We start from the raw sequence: 19,732 nt of genomic DNA, 5'->3' as shown, positions 1-19,732 counted from the left end.
GGTCAGCCACGCCTTGAACGGCCCCGCCCACACCCTGCATCTGCGCGAGAGCCAGCCGCCGAGGCCATCGCCCTGGCTGTCCACCGCGAGAATCCCTGCACCGCCGAACAGCACGGCTTCCTGTGGCACATCCACGACGCGTGCGACGACTTCACCATCGATCGCGAGTGGCTCAGGTCACGCTTGCGAGGTGTCACGAAGCACCGCTCTCAGGGGTCCCCCTTGGGGAGCCGTCCTCACCGAACGCTCCACAACCATGAGTGCCGACAAGGAAGGTAAAAGCATGAGTGCACTTGACGCCCACAGGCCGACCCAGAGGGAGATCGAGGCTCTCTACAGTCGAGCCGCTCGTGAGACAGGGGACAAGTGGGTGCGCCAGCTTGTGGGCGTCGACCGGCCGGTGTCCGAGCAGGAGGCTGAACAGGCCCTGGAAGATCTGTTTGCCCGCTGGGTGGGCCTGGCCCACGCTCACAGGCCCACCGGGGAGGGGTAGACCTCACACATGGGAACGACCTGCCCTCACGGTGCACACCGTGAGGGCAGGTCGTTTCACGCGGCACGACTACCTCGCCGGCCTCAGGTGAGAGGGAGGCAAGACGCCGACCTGCGAAATTCAGCCTCGATGGGCGCTGACGACGATGCGCGCATCGGACTTGAGTAGGTGCTTGTGGTCGCTAACGAGTTTTCCTGCGACCTCGACCCGGACCCGTCGTTCGGCGGGGTGCTCGTTGATGAACGTCGCGATGCTAGTGGTCACCTCGTCGGTGAGCTTGGCGACCGCGGCGCGTGCGCCGCCGGCGTCGGAGTCCGACTCGCCTTTGTCTTCGACGAGGTATTGCAGCACCTTCTTGGAGACGTCGACCCGCACGTTGTGCTTGACGGCGACCTCCTGGACGACCCCGCGCAACTTGCCAGCGACGATCTTCTTCTGGGTCTCCTCGGACAGCGGCTGGAAGGGCACGATCGCGTCAATGCGGCCCAGCAGCTCGGGTGGGAAACGGTTGCCTCCGGTCGTCTGCGAGATGGAGCGCCGGATGAGCTTCTGATACTCGACAAGGTTCTCGCCGGAGCCGGTGTCAGAGGAGGCGTAGTTGGCGATCGTCTTGTAGATCTCGGAGCCTGCGTTGGTGGTGAGCACGATGTAGGTGTTGAGGAAACTCACGGTCCGGTTGTTGTCGTCGGAGAGCCGACCGTCGTCGAGGACCTGGAGCAGGATGCGCGTGACGATCGAGTTCGCCTTCTCGATCTCGTCGAAGAGCAGCACGGAGTAGGGCCGGTCCCACACCCGCTTCGTCAGCTCCGAGCGGAATACCGCGTAGGACTCCTCGCTCGCGTACTCGGTCATGTCGAATCGGATGAGGTGTCGCTCGTCGTCGCCGAAGATGAGGTGCGCCAACTGCTTGACCGTTTCCGTCTTACCAGTGCCTGTACTCCCAGTGAACACAAAGGAAGCTCTCGGCTTGCTCTTGTCATTGAGGTCGGCCACCGACAGCTGCAGACGACGGGCGAGCATGCTCGTGGCAAGGTCCTGGCTAAACACCCGTTCGTCAAGCTCGGCCTTGATCCTCGCCCCGTCGACGCGGACGTCGACGTTGTTGCCCGTCGACTCCATGATCACGTCGGCGAGCAACTCGCGGTCCATGGCCCGACCGGTGATCCGGTGCCAGCCGACCATCGAGTCGAGCACAAGGATCGACTTGCGCGGCTGAGAGCTGGCCGGGACGTAGCGCTGGGTGTACTCGTAGATCTGCTGGAAGATGTGGTCGTCGTAGAACTGGTCGGCGACACCGTAGCGCCCGGCCATCCCCTTGAGGATCTTGACTGTCGTCGCCTGGTCCGGCTGGGAGAGGTTGATGCGCTGGAGGCGCTCGACGAGCGGCTGATTCGACGAGATGTGCTTGTGGAACTCCTCGTAGGTCGTCGCCGCGATGATCCGGATCCCGCGCGTTCCCGAGGCCGCCAGCACCGGTTTGATCGCCTCGGTCGCGGCGTCGGAGAGCTGGATGATCTGGTGGAACTCGTCGATGAAGAGCACGAGCTCTTCCTGTTCGACCCGGTGGAACTCCTCGGCCTCGTCGAAGAAGCGCTTGAGCAGGGCGGCCATCTGCTGGCCGTCGCCTGCCTCGGCGATCATCCGCGCGGGGTCGACTTCGAGGTAGCGGCGCTGCGAATCCTGGACCGACACCGCTTGGACGAGTGCGGTCTTGCCCGTGCCGGCCTCGGCCAGCAGCAGCACGTTCGACAGCTCGGGCCGCGCCATTCCCGCCATGACCTGCATCTGCTCCCGCTTGCGGCCGACGATCTCGCGCTCGGCCGGCTTGAACGGGTCCGACAGCTTCGACAGGGTCGGGTAAGCCGCATCACGCCTCTCGTCGTTGAACATCTACCGGATCGCCCCCGACCGTCTGACTGTCTTAATTGAAACACCAGTAAAAACACTATCGCAATAGACCATTAGGATGACTCTATAAAAGAATTCGTGGAGCGACTCCCCGGGGTCCTTTGGGTGGTCCCCAGTCCTGCGCCTCAGCCGCCGCACTCTCGGCCGAGGCCCTGCTGGCCCTGGCCCTCGAACCGGTAGTCTTACGTCTCCGAGACCGGCCGACCTGCCGATCGCGTCCGCGAAGCGGTGTCCGACAGCCACTCGTCGGTCGCTTCAGGCTCGGCCTAGGCGCGGGCCCGGTTCGCCATCTCCGCACGCACATCGCAGTAGGCGCCGGTGGCCGCTCCCTTTCTCGCCGCGGCGGCGCCCTTGGTCTGCGCATCGGAGGCACGCGCTCGGTCAGCGGCGGTAGCCGCGTCCCTAAAGCTCTCGGACTGGACCGGCTGGCCGACCTTCGAATCCTTGATCCGCTGGCTGACCGGCGGCTTCTTCGTCGGCACTTCCGCGCTGTCCGGCTGGGCCAGCCGCGCCTTGCCGCTCACCTCGGCCTGCTCGATCTCCCTGGCCGTCCGCACATCCTTGGCGAGCTTGGCGTTGACCGCGCCCCCGACGACTCCGCCCAGCGGCATCGCCGTGGCAAAGGCTCGACGCGGGTTCCCGGCCTTCCTCGCGGTATTGGCCTGGCTCACGCTCGCCCCGGCAGCCGCTCCGATCGCCGTTCCGGCTCCCGTGCCCAGGCCCGGCACGACCGATCCCGCCTTCGCCCCCAGCTTGCTGCCGGCGACCCCTCCCTTGAGGCCCGCCGACAGCATCTGCTTCTCGGTCTCCACCCGCTCGGTCCGCGACGGCTTCTGGGACCGGCCCCGTCCCGGAGCCGGGCCGTAGCCCGGCATGTCCCCGGCCCTCGCCCCTCGGTCCGCTCCCGCCCCGGAGCGTCCGTAGACAGGGACGTCGCCCGTCCTTTCCTCGCGCCTGGCTGCGCGCGCGGGCGGGGGAGCCCTCGCATCCGTACCGTAGATGGGCACGCTGCCGGTCTTGGTCTCATGGCGCGCCCCGGTCGCGGGTTCTCCGTAGATCGGCACGTCACCGGTGTCGATTCCTGCCATCGTCTCCACACTCCTTCACTCGCCGAGGCCCGGCCTGCGCTCGTTGGCCACCTGCTGAGGGGCGGTCTCGTCGATCTCGAACTTGTACGGGCAGGTCTCAGACACCAGGGCCTGCTCGGCTGACGTGGGATGCACCGAGTCGTCCAGTAAGACCTTCGCCGCGTCCATCAGTGACGGCATCTCGATCTGTTCGGGTCCCATGTCGTGTCTCCTCCCACAGGCATCAGCCCTTCGAAATGGGCGAAGACCCGCACCCCGGGAATGCACCCCGGTGCGAGCCTTCCGTTCGTGAGCCCGGTCCCGATCAGCCGATCGAGGGCTCCGGCTCAGCGACCGAGGCCGCGGGGGCCGGGATCGCTTCGGGCTGGGCGGTCTGCGCCTGCTGGGCCTCGGCGGCCTTCTCGGCCTGACGGGCCTGCTTGGCCGCCTTCATCGACTCGAACTGGTCGTTGAGGGTGTTCGGCTCCATCTTGAAGTCGGACTGGCCGATCTCCTTGTTGGTGTTGATAATCAGGCCGCCCTTGGCCGGCATGACGCTGGCCTTGACCGCGAAGGCCGCGCCGATCGGCTCGCCGTCCTTGTTGGTCACAGGCTCGACGTTGGGCCCGGCGGCGGCCTTGATCTTCTCGAACTGGTCCATCGAGTAGCCCGCGCCGTTGTTGTAATACGTCTTGCCGTCGCGCTCCTGCTTCCGCGAGACCAGGTGGAGGTTGCTCTGGCCGGGGCCGCGAGGGTCCCTGTGGTCGACCATCGCGTCGAGGAACTGGCTCTTGCCGTTCTTGGTGACGTTGTTGAAGTGGGTCTTGACGATGAGGTTGATGTTGGTCATCGCGCCTTCGCCCGGGAGGTAAGCCATGATCGTTCCCCTTTACGCCTGTCAACAGGTCGGTCGTGATCAGTGACGTCGTCCGAGTCGATCAACTGAGTCGCCATCGAACACTTGTCACGATAGTACTATGATAGATCATTGGCAACCATTGAATGATGACTTTTAGTCTTTCGTCGGGATCAATCTAGAGGAGTCGTGCTGACGATCCTGGTTGGCATCAGATGGTGCGGCACTCGCTTCGAGTACGGCCTGGTCCACCCGGGCAGTAACCCGCACCGCCAGCTCTGCATCGAGCGAGGACGCCTTCGACCGGCGTGCAGCCTCGGCCCCCTCCTGCTCCGCCCGCAGCTCGGCGATGCGCGAAGGTAGAACGAACCTGCCCCTCTCGGCCCGCCCCGCCGACAGCGCCCGCGCCGTGTGCGTCATCGCCGCCACGTCGTCGACAGGCAACTCGACGATCGTCGCCGACTGCCCCGAGCCCTCGAGGTAGTCCATCGCTGCCAAGACCAGCTGTCTCCGAGTCCGTGCCGCGGCCAGGAACGCCCGCCCGGCCCTTTGCCCGACCTCTACATCGGAGACGAAGTCGTAGCCGAGGTGATGGAGGTCAAGGGCCTTGACCTCCGCGAAGTCGTGGCTGGCCCCCTCGACGATGACCGCCTCGTCGGTGACGGCATCGGCCCTGGTCTCGTCGACGCCGATCTCAAGAACGAGACCCGAGCCCGACAACCGGCTGCGCAGATCGGCGACCCGCTCGTCGTAGACCCGCTTCATCGTCGCGATCCGGCCGTCGAGGACGGCCCGCCCAGCCCTGCCCTGGGTCAGGTGCCGACCCCCGGGCTGGTCATAGACCTGCCGGCCGATCTGCTCAGCCTCCTCGCCGTCCTTCATCCGCGCCAGCGAGGCGTCGGCACGCAGGCCCATCAAAGACAGGAGCCGGGCACCGTAGTCGGAGAGGGTCTGCTGCTCCTCGTGCCAGGCGCTGGAATCAGCGAGGAAGGGCAGGAAGTGCTGGTACTTGGCCATCACCTGCTCGTGCCAGCGCTGCTCGAAGCGGTAGTGGTCGTAGAGGGGGCGCGAGTGCGCTGCGGCGACGTCGATGGCGTCCGAGCGCTCCCAGCGCAGGGCGAGCCTGCGGTTGTGCTCGGCCTGGCGGCGGTGGTGGGCCAGGCGCGAGGAATAGCTGCGCAGACGGAAGCCGAAGGAGATGAGGTCGTCAGCCCTCTCGCCCTGGGCCTGCTCGTCGGCGGCAGCGACGGCCATGCGCTCGTAGTCCATCCCCATGAGCTCGAGCATCGGGGTGCGCACCGTCAGCTCCTCGGCGGACATAGCTCGCAACAGCTGGTAGACGCCGTTGACGGCGCGCTCGACGATCCGGGATCGGCCACGATTGATGAGCGCCTGCCACTGCTCGGTCGACAAGTCCTCGTTGGCCCGTCGGTTGTCGGCGTAGTCGCGAATGCGCTCCATGGCCGCTGGCATCGGCGAGCCGGGGCGGGCCAGCTGCTCGGTTACCAGTTCAGTCACCAGCGCATTGGCCTTGCGCATCGACGCCGCCCTCGACCCGGCTCGCCACAGGCTCCGGTCGACCGGCAGACAGGCGAAAACGAACTGCGGCAGGGCCTCGGACCGGATCCGATCGTGGGCCCAGCGCTTGATGTAGGTCGTGACATTGCGCCGCTCATAGCCGACCGCGCTGGACAGGTGGACCACGGGCTGCTTCTCGTCGAGCCAGGCGTCGATGCCCCGGCGCAGACGGGCCTTGTGCCGGTCGAGCAGCTTGCCTTTTTGCGTGCCGTCCTTGGCCCGCCGCCCCGGCCCGGCGTCGACCATGGCCAGGTGGCAGTGGACGTGCTCGGTATCGACCTGCACGACCCCGACGTAGCGGAGGTCGTCGTAGCCACCGGTGCCCGAGGCCATCCTCTCAAGCCCGTGCATGATCGCCATTCGCAGCTTCATCTGGTCGAGATGGCCGCGGTAGTCACCGGCCTTCTCACAGTGGAAGTCGGGATCCACGATGCCCTGGCGCTTGAGATAGGCCTCGTCGAAGGACAGCACGGTCTTCATCACCGTGTGCCCACCCTCGAAGAGGCGCTGGATGTCGGCGCTGGCGGACCCCAGCTGCTCGTCGGACAGGGACACCGAGCCGTGGCCGAAGGCCACACCCCCATTCCCCTGAGCTTGGCGCATCTCGTACTTCGCCTCCCGGCGCGAGGGCATCCGCTCCACCGCCGAGTCGCGTGCCATGTAGCGCAGAATGAAGTCGTCGGTGCGCAGACGCTGGATCGGTGCCAGGGACTCGGTCGCCCCTTCTCGGGCCATGTACCGGGTCACATACGCCCCCGGCGTCCCCCCGCGCGAGCCCTGGCCTCCGGGCAGGGGGACGCTGAACTCGTTGACCACGACGATGTCCGTCTTCAGTGACATGGCCCTAGTCCTCCCCTTGATAGGACCAGCCCCGGCCCACGAATGAAGTCCACGTGTTCCGGGGCTGGTCGGTCTGGTGTCGCGCCCGTGCGAACCTCAGTACTCCCGCCCGCCCTCGTTCGACGCCTGATCGAGCTCGGCGGCGCGGGCGGCGACCTCTGCCTTACGTCGCTCGAGCGAGGACGGGCCGGTCGCGGGGAAGACCTCGTCGCCGGAGCCGAAGTCGACGTCTCCCGGACCCGCCTCGATGACCGGCCCACGCACCGGCGACGGGACCATCCGCTCGGCCCTTTCCCGGTCGCCGTCCCTCTCGTCCCCGTCGCTCTCGACCAGTGAGGACGCCACCTGCTGGGCGTAAAGGTGCTCGGGCGTGCCCTCCTCTGCGGCCAGTCCGGCCTGGAACGCCTGGCGCTCGGCCTCGATGGCCTTCTCGATCTCCTGCCTACGCCCGGCGAACTCGTCCACGGCCGTGAACTCGGCGACAGCCTCACCGACCTCGCGGCCAGACTCGACGTCGTAGACGTCCTCGCCGAAAAGGCTGTCGAGCTCGCCGGAGCGGATGTCCACCGTGCGCTTGTCGGCGACCTCGACCCCAGAGCGGGAGAAGTCGTCGAAATAGGCGGCCAGGTCGTAGCCGGAGGTCTCCAGGCTGGCGGGCAGGTCGCCGCGGCGGTGGACGTGGGCGAAGACGACCGGCCACTGGCCGCCGTCGACACCGAGGTCGGGGGAGAGCACGACCGCGTCGATCTCAGCTGGCAGCTCCCATTCCACGCCGGTGACCCGTCCGTCAGGCACGCGGAAGCCGGGCTGGAAGTAGCCCTTCTGAGCCAGGTGGACGAGTTGGGCGTCGTCGAACTCATAGAACACGTCGATCTGCTCTGAGCCGACCGGATACGTCAGCTCGGTCAGCCCGTGGGGCATCCCCTCGGGCAGTGCGATGGTGCGGATCTCACCGATACCGTGTAGGTAGGGTCGGTATTTGTGGTCCGGGCCGTGGTGGGCCAGCTCGATCGTGTCGACGAGCACCCCGACCGTGGCCGGAATCCGCTCGAAGCGCTGGGTCTGGACCCCTCTCAGGTTGAGCACGCGCTCGGCCCACACGTCGGCCATCGTCAGCCCTGCAGTTCGCATCATTTCCTCCGCTTGCTTCCACTGCTCGTGGTGGTCTTCTCCCGCCCCGGGCGGGCACGCTCAGGACCGTCGCCCTCGGACTCCAGCTGCGCGCGCATCCGCTCGATCTTTCGTGTCCCGGCCCGCCACAGGGCCCGCATGATCGCGATCTCGCCGATCATGAGCATCCCGACGACGAACAACAGCGGCACCAGCCACACCGCAATGAGGCCGTCGACGCCCACGCCGGGCCCGGCCGCTCCCGACTCCATGTGCAACCACGCGCCCAGGGCGGGCACGAGCGAGGTGGCGGTCGTGAATATGAGCAGCCAGTCAAAGACGAGGATCGAGGCGCGGATGAACCCGGCCTTGGCCCAGTGCATCTTCTTTGTCGCCCGACCCTTGGGCTTGTTCGCCCCCTTGAGGTCGTCGAGCAGTCGCCTGCCCAGGCTCGGGCGGGGCTCTTTGTCCGGCAGTTCCGAGCGGGGTGTGTAGTCCGTCTCCTCGGTATCGGCGGTCGTCTCGGTGCGCGCGGCGGTCAGTGTCATCGCGTCCTCGCCCTTTTCGTTCTTTGTCGTCTTGGGTGGGCGTCCCTCAGTCCTCGCCGTGTCCTGCCGAGGGTTCGGTCGTCGGCTCAGCACTCTCGCCCTTCGTCGCCTGGTCTCCGTCCACAGCCTCGAGCCCCGCCCGGCTCGCGTTCGAGGCTCGGTAGGCCACGGCCTCGGTGAGCGCGCCATCCTGCTTGGTCGTCGCGGTCACAAAGACGAACTGGGCACCGCCCTGGCACGGCTCGAGCCGTGCCAGGGCGGTGTAGCTGTAGTCGAGGCCGCTGATGCCCGCGGCCCGGATGTCGAGGTCGGTCAACCGGAAGTGCCGACCCTCGCCCGTGGCCATCCACTCGGGCAAGAACTCGGTGAGTGTGCGCGAGTCCGGTCCGAGGACGTCCCAGCGGGCATCGAGGCTGATCTGTTCATCGCGCACCGACCTAGACGACGCCGGTGCCTCAGCCAGCGAAAGCACGAAGGTCCTGATAACCCTTTGATCGCGCTTGATCCTGTCCGCGTCGATCCCGCCGAGCTCAGCGAGCAGCTCGGAGTGCCTGGCAGCCAACTCGCGCTCGGCCCCCTCCTTGTCCTCGACCAGTCCGGCCTTGATACCTGCGGCCTGCTCGGTCGACGAGGCCTGGTCGCTGGGGCTCAGCGTCATGACCAGGCTGGCCGCGGACAGTGTCAGGAGGCCGGCGCAAATGCTGAGGAAGACGGTGTTGGCGTGCTTCTTCATCCAGGCGCCCAGGTTCTGCTTCATCCCTGCTTCACCTCCATGCTGCGGGCTGCGCCCTGGACCGTCATGCCGGTGCGGACCTCCGAGAAGGTCTGGCCGGTGAGGTCGTAGTCCGCCGACGCCCAGGCGAGCACCGCCGGGTCCTGGCCCTTGGCGGGGTGGCGCTCGATGGCCTGCCAGGTCACCGGGATCATCCCGTCGATCTCGACAGTGGCCGGGGTCGACGCGATCCACTTGAAGCCTGAGTCGAAGCTGGCGGGGATGCCCACGGCTTCCGGCACCGAGGCGTCGGAGGCGAGCAGGTACCAGGGGTCAAGCGCTGAGGCGTCGACCGAAGGTGTGAACAGGGGAGTGAGGTCGCGGCGGGTCGAGGCCACCAGCACGGGGTCGAGCACGCCGCCGGCGGCCTCGATCCGTGGTGTGAGCTGTCGGTAGTCGTTCTGTAGGGCCGCGACTCGGTCGGCCGAGGCCATTGCCTTGAGGAGTCCGCGCTCGGCGTCTCGGCCCTTGGGCAGCTCTTCAGCGCGGGCCTCGGCGAGGTGGATCTCCTCGCGCAGGTCGAAGATCTCCTTCGTGTCAGCTCTGCTCATTTCGGGACCGGTCGAGCCAGAGGAGCCGAAGGCGAGCACGCCAGCAACGAGGGCGATCACGACCATGATCACTCCGGCCACCACGGTGCGGGTGGCCAGCAGCTCTTCGTCGTCCTGCGAGCGTTTGTCTCCGTCCGACCCCGGCTTCGCCTTGACTTGCCTGTTAGCGGGCGTGATAAACGTCCGCCGCGGAGCGGCCTCGGCCAGGTCCTCATCGGCGGCGGTCTTCTTCGCCTTTGTTGACTCCATTTGTTCCTCGACTCACTTTTTCACTCATTTGCCAGGTTAATCGCATAGACATCAATCATTTAATGCTGGATGGCTGGTCATCGACTCGCCTGAGTTCTCTCCGAGGGAGGGGCGCTCGTGAGTGCGGTGACCTCTCCCTCGTTGTCGACGGTGATGCGCAAAAGCATCCGCCTCGCCTCGGTCGGCGTTGTGCCGTCGGAGCCAGGGCGCACGTTGCTCGAGCTCACGTCGATGTCGGCCACCACGGTGTACTCGTAATCCGTGCCGGTGACCCTCATCGGGTCGACGTTGACGTTCTTGCCGAGGGAGAAGACCAGGCCCACGGCGTCGATGTAGTACTGGCTCGTGCCGTCGACGACGGTGCGGGTTGCCGGCGGCATGAATTCGGTGAGGAAAGGGCCCTTCTCGTCGAGGCCGAAGCTGTCGACGAGGTTCGCCCGGGCCGCCTCATAGGACTCGCCGTCGTGCCAGGTGAAGGCTGTGGCGAGCACGTCGTCGATGACCGCACGGTCGGCGACCAGCCTCGACTTCGTCACTCCGAGGGCCTCGTAGGTGTTGGCCTCGGCGGCTTCGTCCTCGGCGGCCCGGGCCGTGGCCAGCTGCCTTTCGAGGCCAGCGATCTCCCCGGACTGGGCGTCGAGCTCGCGGCTGCGCTCCATCTGCTGCAGTCCCGCCCCGATGCACGCGGCCACGAGCACCGTGGCGGTTATGAGCACCCAGAGATTGCGCCGGAGGAACCCCGGTCGGTCAGTCGTCGGCCGCACGCTCACTTTGTCCCCCGTCCTTCCTCGGCGTGATGCTGGACTCGTCGGTGCTCAGGTGCTCGGCGCCGGCGGTGGTGACGACGAGAGCGAGATTGACGAACGTGCCCGTCTCGCCGTCGAAGTCGGCGCTCGCCCACGCCAGAATGTCCTCGGTCTTCGTGTCGGTACACGTCCACACCGCGTGGGCCAGGCTCTCCTCACCCACGACAGGCATCGCCGACTCCACGGCCCAGGTCGAGGCGGACTCCGGCGACGGAGTGCGCCCGTCATGGCGGACGTACCAGGCGTAGCGGGGATCGATCGTGCCCGGGCCGTGTGAGACGGCCGTTGACCACTGGTAGGCCTCGGCGTCGTCGAGGACGAGGGTCTCGTCGGCGAAATATGGTGCCAGCGCTCGGCGGTGCTCGGCCACCCCCTCCATCTCCGGACTCGGAGCGCCGTCGCCGGGTGTGGGGGCCGACGCGGCCCTGAGGTAGAGAGCGATGAAGCCCTGCTGTTCCTTTGCGACCGACTCGGCCTTCTCGGAAACGTCTGTGGCCAGGGCGGTGAGTGCGGCCTTGGACTCCTCGTCGTTCCGGGGCTCCTCGGCGTGGGCGACTTCCTGCGTCAGTGATGCGATCCGCTCGGAGTTTTCGGCCTGCTGGGCCCGGTAGCCCTCCTCGGACACGGCCGCGGCCGCGAGCAGGGTGAGGATCAGAGTGCCGATGGTGGCCACGCCTGCTTTGCGCAGGGCACGGGCGTTGTCCTCGGGCGTGCGCGCGGCCAGCTGCGCCCGCTTCTCGATGGCCCAACCGTCAAAGGTCGACTCCAGCTCTGCGCCGCTCACCCTCCGCACCGGCCTGCGGTTGGCCGCGATGGCCTTCAGTTTCGCCCTCACCGACAGGTCACGGTCTGAGAGGGCCCCCTCGCCCTCGCCCTCGCTCTCGTCCGGCTGCGGGTCGGCATCCCCGTCTCTACTCACACTCGATCCTCCATGACCATCCGTCCTCATTGAAAGATGACTTAATTATATCGTGAAAGATCATCAGAATCCGAGTGGTGCGATCATTCGGCATCGAGATGCGAAAGGGCCCGTGACCGCTCGAAGCGATCACGGGCCGAAGACACGGCCTGTACTCGATCAGACCTTCACCTCACCTCCCTCGATGCGGTCGGAGAGATCGGTGAACGACCAGCCGGCGTTCTTCCATTCGCTGGCCTCGACCCACCGGGCACGGCCGGGGAAGGCACAGTAGGCGGCCTCGCCGATAAGGATCCGATCGCCGTCGACGCCGAGGACAATGCCCGTGTGACCGGCAGTCGAAGAGTTACCGTGGGAGAAGACCGAGTACGGGGTCGGCGTGTTCGAGGCCTTCGTGCCCAGCAGCTGAGCCATGACACGGGCGGTGTCTTTGCCGTTGTTGCTCGCGTACCCCTTGTCCCACCGCGCGTACTTGTGCGCGAAGTACCACGAGAACGAGGTGCAGTTCTGCACGTAGGAACCGTTGCACTTGAACGGTCCGCCTCCACCGGCGAACACCTCGCCCAGGACCTCGTCGGCCTCCTCGATGTACAGCTCCATGAGCCTCTCGGCGTCCTTGAGGTCAATACCGCCGTCCTCAAGACCGACCGTGCCCCCGCCTCCGCCTTCGCCCTCGCCGTCGGAGTCCCCGCCGGAGCAGGAGACGGTCGAGACCGGGGCGACGTCGGTGACCGAGCCGGACGAGTTCCAACTCACATGCGGGTGGTCCATGTGGTTCTGCGTCGGAGAGCCGCGGTCCTCCATCGGCTGCCAGTCGGTGTCGCCCGCGCTGAGGTTCCAGATCCGCTGCTGCCAGATCACGTACCGGACGTTGCCGAGCTCCTCGTGGTTGTCGATGACGTACTGGGCCAGCGCGTCGCCGGTCTTCTTGCCTTCGCCATCGAGTGCGACCATGAAGTCCACGGCCAGTCCGACGTGGTGGCCGTGGGCGTCATCGTCGTACGAGCCTCCGCCGCTGCGGTAGCCGCCAGTGCTCTGGATGCCGGATCCCGGCCCGTCCTTGAACTTCGAGTAGATGAGGTCAGCGGCCTTCTGCACATGCGGCTTGACCGGACCGAAGTCGCGCTGCTCGGGGCTGTCGCTGACGGGCTCGACGTCGATCGAGTCGGATCCGGTGCCCTCCTCCCAACCATCCATGGCTTTGAACCACTTCTCGGCCGCCTCCTGGCGAGCGTCGAGGGCGGGCACGCCGGCCCGCTCCCACTCAGTGAGGAAGTACTCGGCCGCCTCCGAGGGCGAGCCCTTCTTCTCGGAGACCATGCCCTTGACAATCGCCACGTCCGAGGGGTTGTCGCCGTCGGGATCGGTCATGAACGACAGCTGGATCTCCATGTCGTACCACTGGCCGCCCGCCGCCTCGGCGTACTCCAGCAGCTTGGTGTGACGGTCGGCCGTCCACTGGCCCAGGCCGATCCCGTAGTTCGTCCCGCCGCCGTCGAGCTTGGCCTTCTTCTTCGGGCCTAGGTCGTAAGGCTCGTCATAGATACCCTCGACGCCGGTCGGGTCGAGCTCGGATTCGATTTCCCAGTTGCCAAGGATCCCGGCGATGTTCTCGTCGGGCATGCCCATACCCGAGAGCACCTTGTACACCGCCTGGGCGTGCGCCTCCTGGTCCGGGTCGATGTCGCCGACGCTGATCGGGCCTGACCCGGTGTTGACAATGCAACTGTGAGAGGAGCGCTCACCCCCGTCTCCGTGCGCCGCCGCCTGGGAGTCGATGACGGCGCTGGCGAGCATGCCCGCCACCAGCGCGATCGCCGCGACCACGGCCACCACTGCCGATGCGGTCGCCACTGCAGGGGCGATGGTGATACCCACGACCGTCACGACGACGCTGGCAATGGCCGAGCCGATCGCGCCGAAGACGCCGCCGATGACCGCTCCGATCATCTGCGGAACCGACAGCACCCAGGCCAGCACCGACTGCAGGAAGCCCAGCGCCGCCGCGGCCACCTGCATCGTCAGCATCTTCAGCCACTTGAGCAGGGACATGAGTGCGATGAGGGCCCCGGCCGGAGGAGCGGCGGCGATACCGCCCGCCACCGCGACACCCTTGGCGGCCTTCGAGCCCGGGGATTCCTGGTCCTGCTGCTCGCGGGCATAGCCGGTCCCGCCCGCGCCGAGGGCCTTCTTCCCACCCTTGATCACGTCCTTGCCGCCCTCGACCGCGACGCCCTTGGCCGCGCCGATGACAGCGCCGGGCAGCGCCCCGACGCCGCCTGCGGCCGCGCCCTTCTGGGCACCGCCGATCGCTCCGGAGACGGCCGAGCCGGCGTAGCGTCCCGCCGTCCTGCGCCCCTTGGAGTCGCCGTCACCCTCGATCGCCTTCTGCGCGGCCGATCCCGCGAGGTTGGCGCCAGCCCCGTCGAGACCCTTCGATGCCTTATCGGCCTTGCCCAACGCCTGAGCGCCATCGGCAGCCTTGGCCGCCGACGCACCCTCCCCCGCGGGCTTCACGCCGTTCGGGTCCCCATCTCCTGGCAAGGGCTTCGATCCGGCCCTGTCGGAGGGACCGGAGCCCCCGGTCGAGGCTGGGGCTGCTGGGGCGGGCCCGAGGCTCTTCGCTCCTCTCCCTGCTCCGCCGGACTGCGCCTGCTGAGGCCCCGATTCCGGCGACGTGCTCGACCGAGATCCCCTGGGCGAGGAGGGTGCGGGAGCCTTGCCGTCAGAAGCCGACGTATTCTGCCCTGGACCGTTCGCCTCGTCCGTGCCCTCCGGCCGCTGCGTGGCCATCGATGCTCCTTTCTGGCTCCGTCGGGCCGAGGGTCAGTAATTGATGAAGAAGAGCTCCTCGTCGCTGTTGACCGAGCTGTTCGACTGCACGTCGCGCAGGTCGATGTCGAGGGCCAGTAGGTCGAACAGGAGGCTCGACTGGTACTCGTTCTTGGCGGAGTAGTAGTCGGCGTAGGCCTGCGAGAGGTTGTTCATGACGTTGGTCAGCGGCCGCATGGTCACGTCCGAGGTGCGGTAGTCCTGCACCAACGAGGACCCGTCCGAGAGCGTCCACTCGATGTCGCCCACTCCGAAATCGCGCTCGTCCGTGCTCTCGACCGACTTCTGCGACAAGAACTCGCCATAGCTCTGACCGACCGGGACCAGGACGTCGAGGTAGCCGTCGTAGACATTGCCCGACCGCCAGTTGAAGTCGAACCCTCCGGGCACGACAGTCTTCGTCGTCAGCGCCAGGTTCGACTTGCCGTTCTCCGACTCGGACTTGGACTCACCGGTGACCGCGTCGCCAGCGATGAGGTCGGGCACCTGCGGCGGGCGCAGGAAGAGGCCGTCGACTTTCGTCGTCTCGAGGTCCGTGGTGTAGGAGTCGATGCGCGACAGTGCGGTGCGCATCTCGACGAGCTTGGAGTCCAGGGCTTCGCGCGCCGTCTGCTCGTCCGACTTCAGAACCACGTCGTAGAAGGCCCGGGCCGGGTCGAAGGTCGCCGCGTCGAGCGAAGCGATCGTCTCCGTCTTCCGCGCTCCGGGGTTGAAGAAGACCCGCCACTGATCGTGCTGGGCGAAGGAGTTGTCCCCGGCCAGCTCGTCGGCGGGCTTGTCGTCGGCCTCCCTGAACGACAGTTCCTGGTTGGCCCGCATCGTCAGGTTGAGCACCTGCTCGGCGAAGGGTTCGTCGGCCTCGAGGAGGACGCCGACGTAGCCGGTGGAGCCGAAGACGTGGAAGGACCAGGAGATACCCGGCGTCGAGACCGTCTCAGTGTTGAGATTCTCGTCCGAGCCCATGAGGAAGCCCTGGTAGTCGTCGGCGTTGTAGGAGATCTTCGCGCCCTTGTTGAAGTGCATGATCAACAAGGCCTTGTTTCCCAGCTCGTTCGTGTACACCCCGTCGACGTCGCCCTTGAGCTTCGTCTTCGACGTCGTGAACGTCGGGGTGTACAACGAGGTGTCGGTCAGGGCCTCCTTGCCGGAGTTCCAGGCGGCGAAGGCTGACCCGCCGAAGACGGCCACCGCCGTGACTGCGAAGATCCCGCACACCACACCGAAGCGCTCCATCGTGTGGTGCGAGTCGAGCTTGAACCTTTTGCCGAAGGCAATGATCGTGTCTTTGAACGCCATGTCCGTCTACACCCCTGCGCCGCTTTCCCTCTCGATGCGCGAATGACGGATCGAGTCGGCTGAGGCCGCATGGCCCCGACCGACCCGCCCCGATCACTGATGGCCTGTGTCGTGGTCCCGGTCAGTCCCAGGTGGAGATGATGACGGACCCGCCGCCGAGCTCCTCGATGGTTTGCTGGCCGCCGGACCCAACGGTCTGGACGATGTTGAAGCCGCCGGTGAAGAGAGCGCCGCCGACGAGTATCAGGAGCGCGATCTTGCCCCAGCCGGCTTGCTGCTGCTCCTTCTGCGGGCTGGCGATGAGTTTGAGGAGGAGCACTACGCCGCCCCAAATGAGCCCGATGCAGCCGAACAGGATCAGCACGGAGCCGCCCCAGCCCTGGATCGTGCCGGTCGCGTTCTCCAGAAAGCTGCCGATGTCCCAGGCCGCGCTCGGCAGCGGGATGGTGTGCACCCCCGCTTCGTTGATCGTCGTCATGACGTCTTCCTCTCGCCTTTCCGTCTCCGATGCACACCTGACAGGCCACCGACTGACATAGACGATTTACTCGCTTCATTGGCAAGCGTGTAATGACCACATGATCGCGTCTGTCTATCATTCGATTGGTCGAGGGCGGGTGGGTGCTCCTCGGCCACATCATCGGTCGTCTCGCTGTCATCCTCGTTCATGTGTGCGTTCTCAATCGCGAATCTACACCATTCGAATGGTGATCAATAGTCGATCTAGATGGTTCTGCCCAATCGGCAACATGTTGATCGAGGCGGTGGGGTCTGCTGGGTCGGTGTGGACGAGGTGGTAAATCAGTGCGATCGGCACACGAGAATGTGTGTACAGTGCGATTTGCTCACTGTCGTGCCGCCTACGCATCACCCTTGAAAGAGGCCATCAACCGATGACACCCATGCCGTCCGACTTCTTCGCCCGCCGCCTGCGCACTGAGCGCGAGCGCGCCGAGATCAGCCAGGCGGAGCTCGCCCGGCGCATGGCCGTGGTCCTCGGCACCAAGGTCGACCCCTCGGCCGTGACCCGCATCGAGCAGCAACAGAGGGCCGTGCGCCTCGACGAGGCCGTCGCCGCCGCCCAGGCCCTCGACTTGCCCCTGGTGATGCTCCTGGTCGAGGACCCAGCGGAGGAGAACCAGCGGCGTCTGCACGAGTACCTCACCGAGCTCGCCGCCGCAGAGGGCCAGTGGAGCCGCTCGCGGGCCGAGATCGACCGGCTCACCGTCGCCATTAAGGCGCTAACCGACGAGCGCATCCAGCTGGCCCGCGCCCAGCCGTCCACGCCCCCGCTCGACCCGGAGCTGGCCGAGGCCATCGATGCCCGCGTCCCCCTCGAGGAGAACGAGGGCCGCGGCTGGAAGCGTGAGGGGCCAACTTGGGGGGACGAGGACTGAGGCCTACAGCTCTAGTCTCATCACGGAGTTGCGCGCCACCGGGTTCAGCTCGCGGTCGTAGACGTCGACCGTCTCGGCCTTCTTCCATCTGTCGGCGGGCATAATTTGGGGTCCGAGTAGGAACGGAACGGTGAGTCCCGACAACTGTCACATCTGTTGACACTCGGTGGAATGGTCAAGTCGGTGGGGTAGGTAAGGGGGCGGATCTGGCGGGGGCAATGGGCTGGTCGGCGGGTAGGTAGAGGTCATGAGCAGGCACACCGAGATGGACAAGGACGCTGCCGCTCGCATCCAGTCCGCCGCGGCCAGGGAACCCGACAGCTCCTCGGCTCGCTCCGGGTTCGATGCCCGAGCCCAGTCGGCGGCCGACCGCCGACAGCACGAGCAGGGCGAGGACGACCACGAGGAGGCGCCGCCCCGCCGAGCCGCTGACTGCTGAATCCGCGCCTTCTGCTGCTACGCGCCGGTGTTCGTGGACTGGAGTTCGGCGTCGAGCCAGGTAATGAAGGAGAGCACGGAACCGCCGAAGTGCTCGCGTACCCGGGCCTGGATGGCGCGCAGCTCGTGGCCGGGGACGAAGTCGTGCGTGGTGCTCTGGTCGCACCCGCAGGCGCAGTCCCGGGTACGGAACTGCGCCTCCTCGGGCAGATCGCCGTAGGCGATGCTGTTGCGGGAGTCGTTGGCGAGCGGGTCGGGCTGGTTGATGTAGCGGTCGTACATCGGGTGCCCTGGACCGAGGAGATCCCCTTCGAGGGCCTTCTTCGGTCCGAGGCCGGTCATGTGGGCGGTCACGTCCGTGATCCCGGCGACAGCGCGAACGAGGTCCTGCCCCACGATGACCGCGAATCGTTCACGGCTCACCACTTTCAGGTTCAGCCGCCACAGCCCCCGGCCGGCCTCCCACGCCTCGGTCTCGGTCATGCGCGGGAAGTAACCGATCGCGTCGCGCCCGAGCGCATCGTCGGTCTGCCGCTCGTAGTCACCGAGCCTGATCCGGATCGCCATACCGCCTCTTAACTCTTGCATCCTGCTGCGAGCTACAACGGTTGTAACTATGCCGTGGCACCCATGCAAAGTAAAGATGCTTTCAGGAATCGACGGCAGGTAGACATTTCCGTCGCGTGGGGATGCCTTCAACAAACGATCGTTTTCTGAAGCCTGCGGCGGACGGGCGCCGAATGCCCCCACGGCCTTCAAAAACCCCTTCAGAAACCGAGGGGGTTCAACAACCTCCCCGGGCCGTTTTCTGAAAGGATCGCGGGCATGGACACCTCTCCGGACCTGTTCGCGGCCGAACCGGTCGTACTCACCGAGATCCGTATCGGCTACGCCCGTGTCTCCACCGGATCGCAGAAGCTCGACCGCCAGATGGACGCGCTCACTGCGGCCGGGTGTCGCCGGATCTTCGCCGACAAGAAGTCAGGGCGCACCGACGAGCGCCCCGAGCTGAAGGCGTGCCACGCCTTCCTCAACCCCGGTGACACCCTCGTCGTCCCTTCGCTGGACCGCTACGGCCGCTCCCTCCAGGACCTGGTGACCATGGTCGCCGAGCTGCGCACCCGCGAGATTGGGTTCACCTCCCTGCACGAGCGGCTCGACACCACCACCCCGGGCGGGCGGCTGGTCTTCCACGTCTTCGCCGCGCTGGCGGAGTTCATCCGCGAGCTGATCGTGGCCGGGACCCGCGAGGGTCTGGCCGCCGCACGGGCCCGGGGCCGGGTGGGTGGCCGACCGAGTGTGGTCGATGCCGACCTGATCCGCGCGGCCCGCGACATGCTGCCCAACCCCGAGTACTCGGTGACCTCCATCGCCCGCCTGCTCGGCGTCAGCCCGGGGACGCTGTACAACCACATCCCCGACCTGAAGGAACTGCGCGCCCAGAGCGCTCTGCGTACGGGTGGGAGCTGAAGCGGGGGTGCGCATCGCCGCCCTTCGGGCGGTTCATGTCCCGGGCGGGGGCGCCTGGCAGCGGGGCGTGGTGCCGATCAGGGCCGGCTGCGGGTCAGGCACCAGGCCGTCTCGGTGACGGCGGCCACGGCCAGGCCGAAGGCGAGGTGGGCGGCGAACCCGCGGGCATGGGTGATGAGCGGATAGTCGCGGTTGGGCGCGGAGAAGCCCAGTAGCGGGGTGAGCCCCTCGTCCACGATCAGTGACATGGCCGCACCCGAGGCCAGCCCGGCGCTGACCGGTCCGATCGGGGTGGTGCGGCGGATCAGGGCGTAGACGGGCGCCCAGGAGACGGCGAGCCCGTAGTGGAAGGCCATCCCCGCCCGCTCCTGCGCCTGGCCCTCCAAGTGGATACCGAACAGGGCCAGGGTCTTGTCGGCGGCGATGCCGAACGGCGGGCCGGGCCGCACCTCGTCCTCGCGCTGGCGGTCGGCGTCGCTCTCCCACTCGTACAGCTTCATGCTGACCGGTTCCATCACCTTGGTGGCCAGGTAGCCGGCCACCGGCGCGATGGCCAGGTCCTTGGCCAGCTCCGTGATGGGCTTCTTCATCGCTGTTCCTCC

General features: G+C 66.8%; 20 protein-coding genes. 4 read left to right on the top strand and 16 right to left on the bottom strand.

What is annotated here, in order from left to right; all coding sequences use genetic code 11:
- The first annotated feature begins 283 nt into the window (after positions 1-283).
- Positions 284-493 (top strand): hypothetical protein, encoded by a 210-nt coding sequence (locus HNR07_RS11995; protein WP_184365033.1) that lies wholly within the window; start codon positions 284-286, stop codon positions 491-493.
- Positions 494-613: 120 nt separating this feature from the next.
- Here HNR07_RS11995 and HNR07_RS11990 read toward each other — a convergent pair whose 3' ends face one another.
- The 14 genes from HNR07_RS11990 to HNR07_RS11925 form a co-directional block, all read right to left on the bottom strand.
- Positions 614-2,383 carry an AAA family ATPase gene (locus HNR07_RS11990; protein WP_184365032.1) on the bottom strand — a complete coding sequence of 590 codons (1,770 nt, stop codon included), beginning with the start codon at positions 2,381-2,383 and terminating at the stop codon, positions 614-616.
- A 284-nt stretch (positions 2,384-2,667) separates the two neighbouring features.
- Positions 2,668-3,213: a hypothetical protein gene (locus HNR07_RS11985; protein ID WP_184365031.1), complete on the bottom strand. Its 546-nt coding sequence runs from the start codon at positions 3,211-3,213 to the stop codon at positions 2,668-2,670.
- A 291-nt stretch (positions 3,214-3,504) separates the two neighbouring features.
- Positions 3,505-3,690, bottom strand: a complete 186-nt coding sequence (locus HNR07_RS11980) for a hypothetical protein (RefSeq protein ID WP_184365030.1) — start codon at positions 3,688-3,690, stop codon at positions 3,505-3,507.
- Positions 3,691-3,793: 103 nt separating this feature from the next.
- Positions 3,794-4,345, bottom strand: a complete 552-nt coding sequence (locus tag HNR07_RS11975; protein ID WP_184365029.1) for a hypothetical protein — start codon at positions 4,343-4,345, stop codon at positions 3,794-3,796.
- A gap of 135 nt (positions 4,346-4,480) precedes the next feature.
- The gene (gene mobL / locus HNR07_RS11970; protein WP_184365028.1) at positions 4,481-6,742 is read right to left on the bottom strand and encodes a relaxase MobL; all 2,262 of its coding nucleotides are present in this window, start codon (positions 6,740-6,742) and stop codon (positions 4,481-4,483) included.
- Positions 6,743-6,838: 96 nt separating this feature from the next.
- A complete protein-coding gene (locus HNR07_RS11965) occupies positions 6,839-7,876 on the bottom strand; it encodes a hypothetical protein (RefSeq protein WP_221318788.1) in 1,038 nt (345 codons plus the stop codon).
- Positions 7,873-8,400: a hypothetical protein gene (locus HNR07_RS11960; RefSeq protein WP_184365026.1), complete on the bottom strand. Its 528-nt coding sequence runs from the start codon at positions 8,398-8,400 to the stop codon at positions 7,873-7,875. Before HNR07_RS11960 ends, HNR07_RS11965 begins: the two co-directional genes overlap by 4 nt.
- Positions 8,401-8,446: 46 nt before the next feature.
- The gene (locus HNR07_RS11955; RefSeq protein ID WP_184365025.1) at positions 8,447-9,157 is read right to left on the bottom strand and encodes a hypothetical protein; all 711 of its coding nucleotides are present in this window, start codon (positions 9,155-9,157) and stop codon (positions 8,447-8,449) included.
- The gene (locus HNR07_RS11950) at positions 9,154-9,972 is read right to left on the bottom strand and encodes a hypothetical protein (protein WP_184365024.1); all 819 of its coding nucleotides are present in this window, start codon (positions 9,970-9,972) and stop codon (positions 9,154-9,156) included. The genes HNR07_RS11955 and HNR07_RS11950 overlap by 4 nt, the downstream gene beginning before the upstream one ends.
- Positions 9,973-10,049: 77 nt before the next feature.
- Entirely contained in the window at positions 10,050-10,736 is a 687-nt protein-coding gene (locus tag HNR07_RS11945; RefSeq protein ID WP_184365023.1) for a hypothetical protein, read from the bottom strand.
- On the bottom strand, positions 10,720-11,697 hold the full coding sequence (locus HNR07_RS11940; protein WP_184365022.1) for a hypothetical protein: 978 nt from the start codon (positions 11,695-11,697) through the stop codon (positions 10,720-10,722). The genes HNR07_RS11945 and HNR07_RS11940 overlap by 17 nt, the downstream gene beginning before the upstream one ends.
- 159 nt (positions 11,698-11,856) lie before the next feature.
- On the bottom strand, positions 11,857-14,214 hold the full coding sequence (locus tag HNR07_RS34910; RefSeq protein WP_184365021.1) for a phage tail tip lysozyme: 2,358 nt from the start codon (positions 14,212-14,214) through the stop codon (positions 11,857-11,859).
- A 309-nt stretch (positions 14,215-14,523) separates the two neighbouring features.
- A complete protein-coding gene (locus HNR07_RS11930) occupies positions 14,524-15,825 on the bottom strand; it encodes a hypothetical protein (protein ID WP_184365020.1) in 1,302 nt (433 codons plus the stop codon).
- A gap of 121 nt (positions 15,826-15,946) precedes the next feature.
- The gene (locus HNR07_RS11925; protein WP_184365019.1) at positions 15,947-16,303 is read right to left on the bottom strand and encodes a hypothetical protein; all 357 of its coding nucleotides are present in this window, start codon (positions 16,301-16,303) and stop codon (positions 15,947-15,949) included.
- Between the two features lie 415 nt (positions 16,304-16,718).
- Here HNR07_RS11925 and HNR07_RS11920 point away from each other — a divergent pair, with 415 nt between their 5' ends.
- Together HNR07_RS11920 and HNR07_RS11915 are read left to right on the top strand one after the other, a co-directional pair.
- A complete protein-coding gene (locus HNR07_RS11920; RefSeq protein WP_184365018.1) occupies positions 16,719-17,222 on the top strand; it encodes a helix-turn-helix domain-containing protein in 504 nt (167 codons plus the stop codon).
- 247 nt (positions 17,223-17,469) lie between these two features.
- Positions 17,470-17,661, top strand: coding sequence for a hypothetical protein (locus HNR07_RS11915; RefSeq protein WP_017611630.1), 192 nt, complete (start codon positions 17,470-17,472; stop codon positions 17,659-17,661).
- Between the two features lie 17 nt (positions 17,662-17,678).
- Here the strand turns inward: HNR07_RS11915 and HNR07_RS11910 are convergent, their stop codons facing one another.
- Positions 17,679-18,227, bottom strand: a complete 549-nt coding sequence (locus HNR07_RS11910; protein WP_017611629.1) for a hypothetical protein — start codon at positions 18,225-18,227, stop codon at positions 17,679-17,681.
- A 258-nt stretch (positions 18,228-18,485) separates the two neighbouring features.
- Here HNR07_RS11910 and HNR07_RS11905 point away from each other — a divergent pair, with 258 nt between their 5' ends.
- Positions 18,486-19,130, top strand: coding sequence for a recombinase family protein (locus HNR07_RS11905; protein WP_017611628.1), 645 nt, complete (start codon positions 18,486-18,488; stop codon positions 19,128-19,130).
- Between the two features lie 77 nt (positions 19,131-19,207).
- On the opposite strand, the gene HNR07_RS11900 is transcribed toward HNR07_RS11905, so the two are convergent.
- The gene (locus HNR07_RS11900; protein ID WP_017611627.1) at positions 19,208-19,720 is read right to left on the bottom strand and encodes a hypothetical protein; all 513 of its coding nucleotides are present in this window, start codon (positions 19,718-19,720) and stop codon (positions 19,208-19,210) included.
- Positions 19,721-19,732 lie beyond the last annotated feature (12 nt).

Source organism: Nocardiopsis metallicus, from assembly GCF_014201115.1.
GTDB lineage: Bacteria > Actinomycetota > Actinomycetes > Streptosporangiales > Streptosporangiaceae > Nocardiopsis > Nocardiopsis metallicus.
This window is presented reverse-complemented; position numbering and strand designations above follow the sequence as displayed.

Coding starts and splice junctions, on each gene's coding strand:
- HNR07_RS11930 (WP_184365020.1), bottom strand. CDS start 15,825: ATGGCGTTCAAAGACACGATCATTGCCTTCGGCAAAAGGTTCAAGCTC.
- HNR07_RS11905 (WP_017611628.1), top strand. CDS start 18,486: ATGGACACCTCTCCGGACCTGTTCGCGGCCGAACCGGTCGTACTCACC.
- HNR07_RS11955 (WP_184365025.1), bottom strand. CDS start 9,157: ATGAAGCAGAACCTGGGCGCCTGGATGAAGAAGCACGCCAACACCGTC.
- HNR07_RS11960 (WP_184365026.1), bottom strand. CDS start 8,400: ATGACACTGACCGCCGCGCGCACCGAGACGACCGCCGATACCGAGGAG.
- HNR07_RS11965 (WP_221318788.1), bottom strand. CDS start 7,876: ATGATGCGAACTGCAGGGCTGACGATGGCCGACGTGTGGGCCGAGCGC.
- HNR07_RS11980 (WP_184365030.1), bottom strand. CDS start 3,690: ATGGGACCCGAACAGATCGAGATGCCGTCACTGATGGACGCGGCGAAG.
- HNR07_RS11990 (WP_184365032.1), bottom strand. CDS start 2,383: ATGTTCAACGACGAGAGGCGTGATGCGGCTTACCCGACCCTGTCGAAG.
- HNR07_RS11950 (WP_184365024.1), bottom strand. CDS start 9,972: ATGGAGTCAACAAAGGCGAAGAAGACCGCCGCCGATGAGGACCTGGCC.
- HNR07_RS11915 (WP_017611630.1), top strand. CDS start 17,470: ATGAGCAGGCACACCGAGATGGACAAGGACGCTGCCGCTCGCATCCAG.
- HNR07_RS11920 (WP_184365018.1), top strand. CDS start 16,719: ATGACACCCATGCCGTCCGACTTCTTCGCCCGCCGCCTGCGCACTGAG.
- HNR07_RS11925 (WP_184365019.1), bottom strand. CDS start 16,303: ATGACGACGATCAACGAAGCGGGGGTGCACACCATCCCGCTGCCGAGC.
- HNR07_RS11995 (WP_184365033.1), top strand. CDS start 284: ATGAGTGCACTTGACGCCCACAGGCCGACCCAGAGGGAGATCGAGGCT.
- HNR07_RS11975 (WP_184365029.1), bottom strand. CDS start 4,345: ATGGCTTACCTCCCGGGCGAAGGCGCGATGACCAACATCAACCTCATC.
- mobL (WP_184365028.1), bottom strand. CDS start 6,742: ATGTCACTGAAGACGGACATCGTCGTGGTCAACGAGTTCAGCGTCCCC.
- HNR07_RS11910 (WP_017611629.1), bottom strand. CDS start 18,227: ATGGCGATCCGGATCAGGCTCGGTGACTACGAGCGGCAGACCGACGAT.
- HNR07_RS11900 (WP_017611627.1), bottom strand. CDS start 19,720: ATGAAGAAGCCCATCACGGAGCTGGCCAAGGACCTGGCCATCGCGCCG.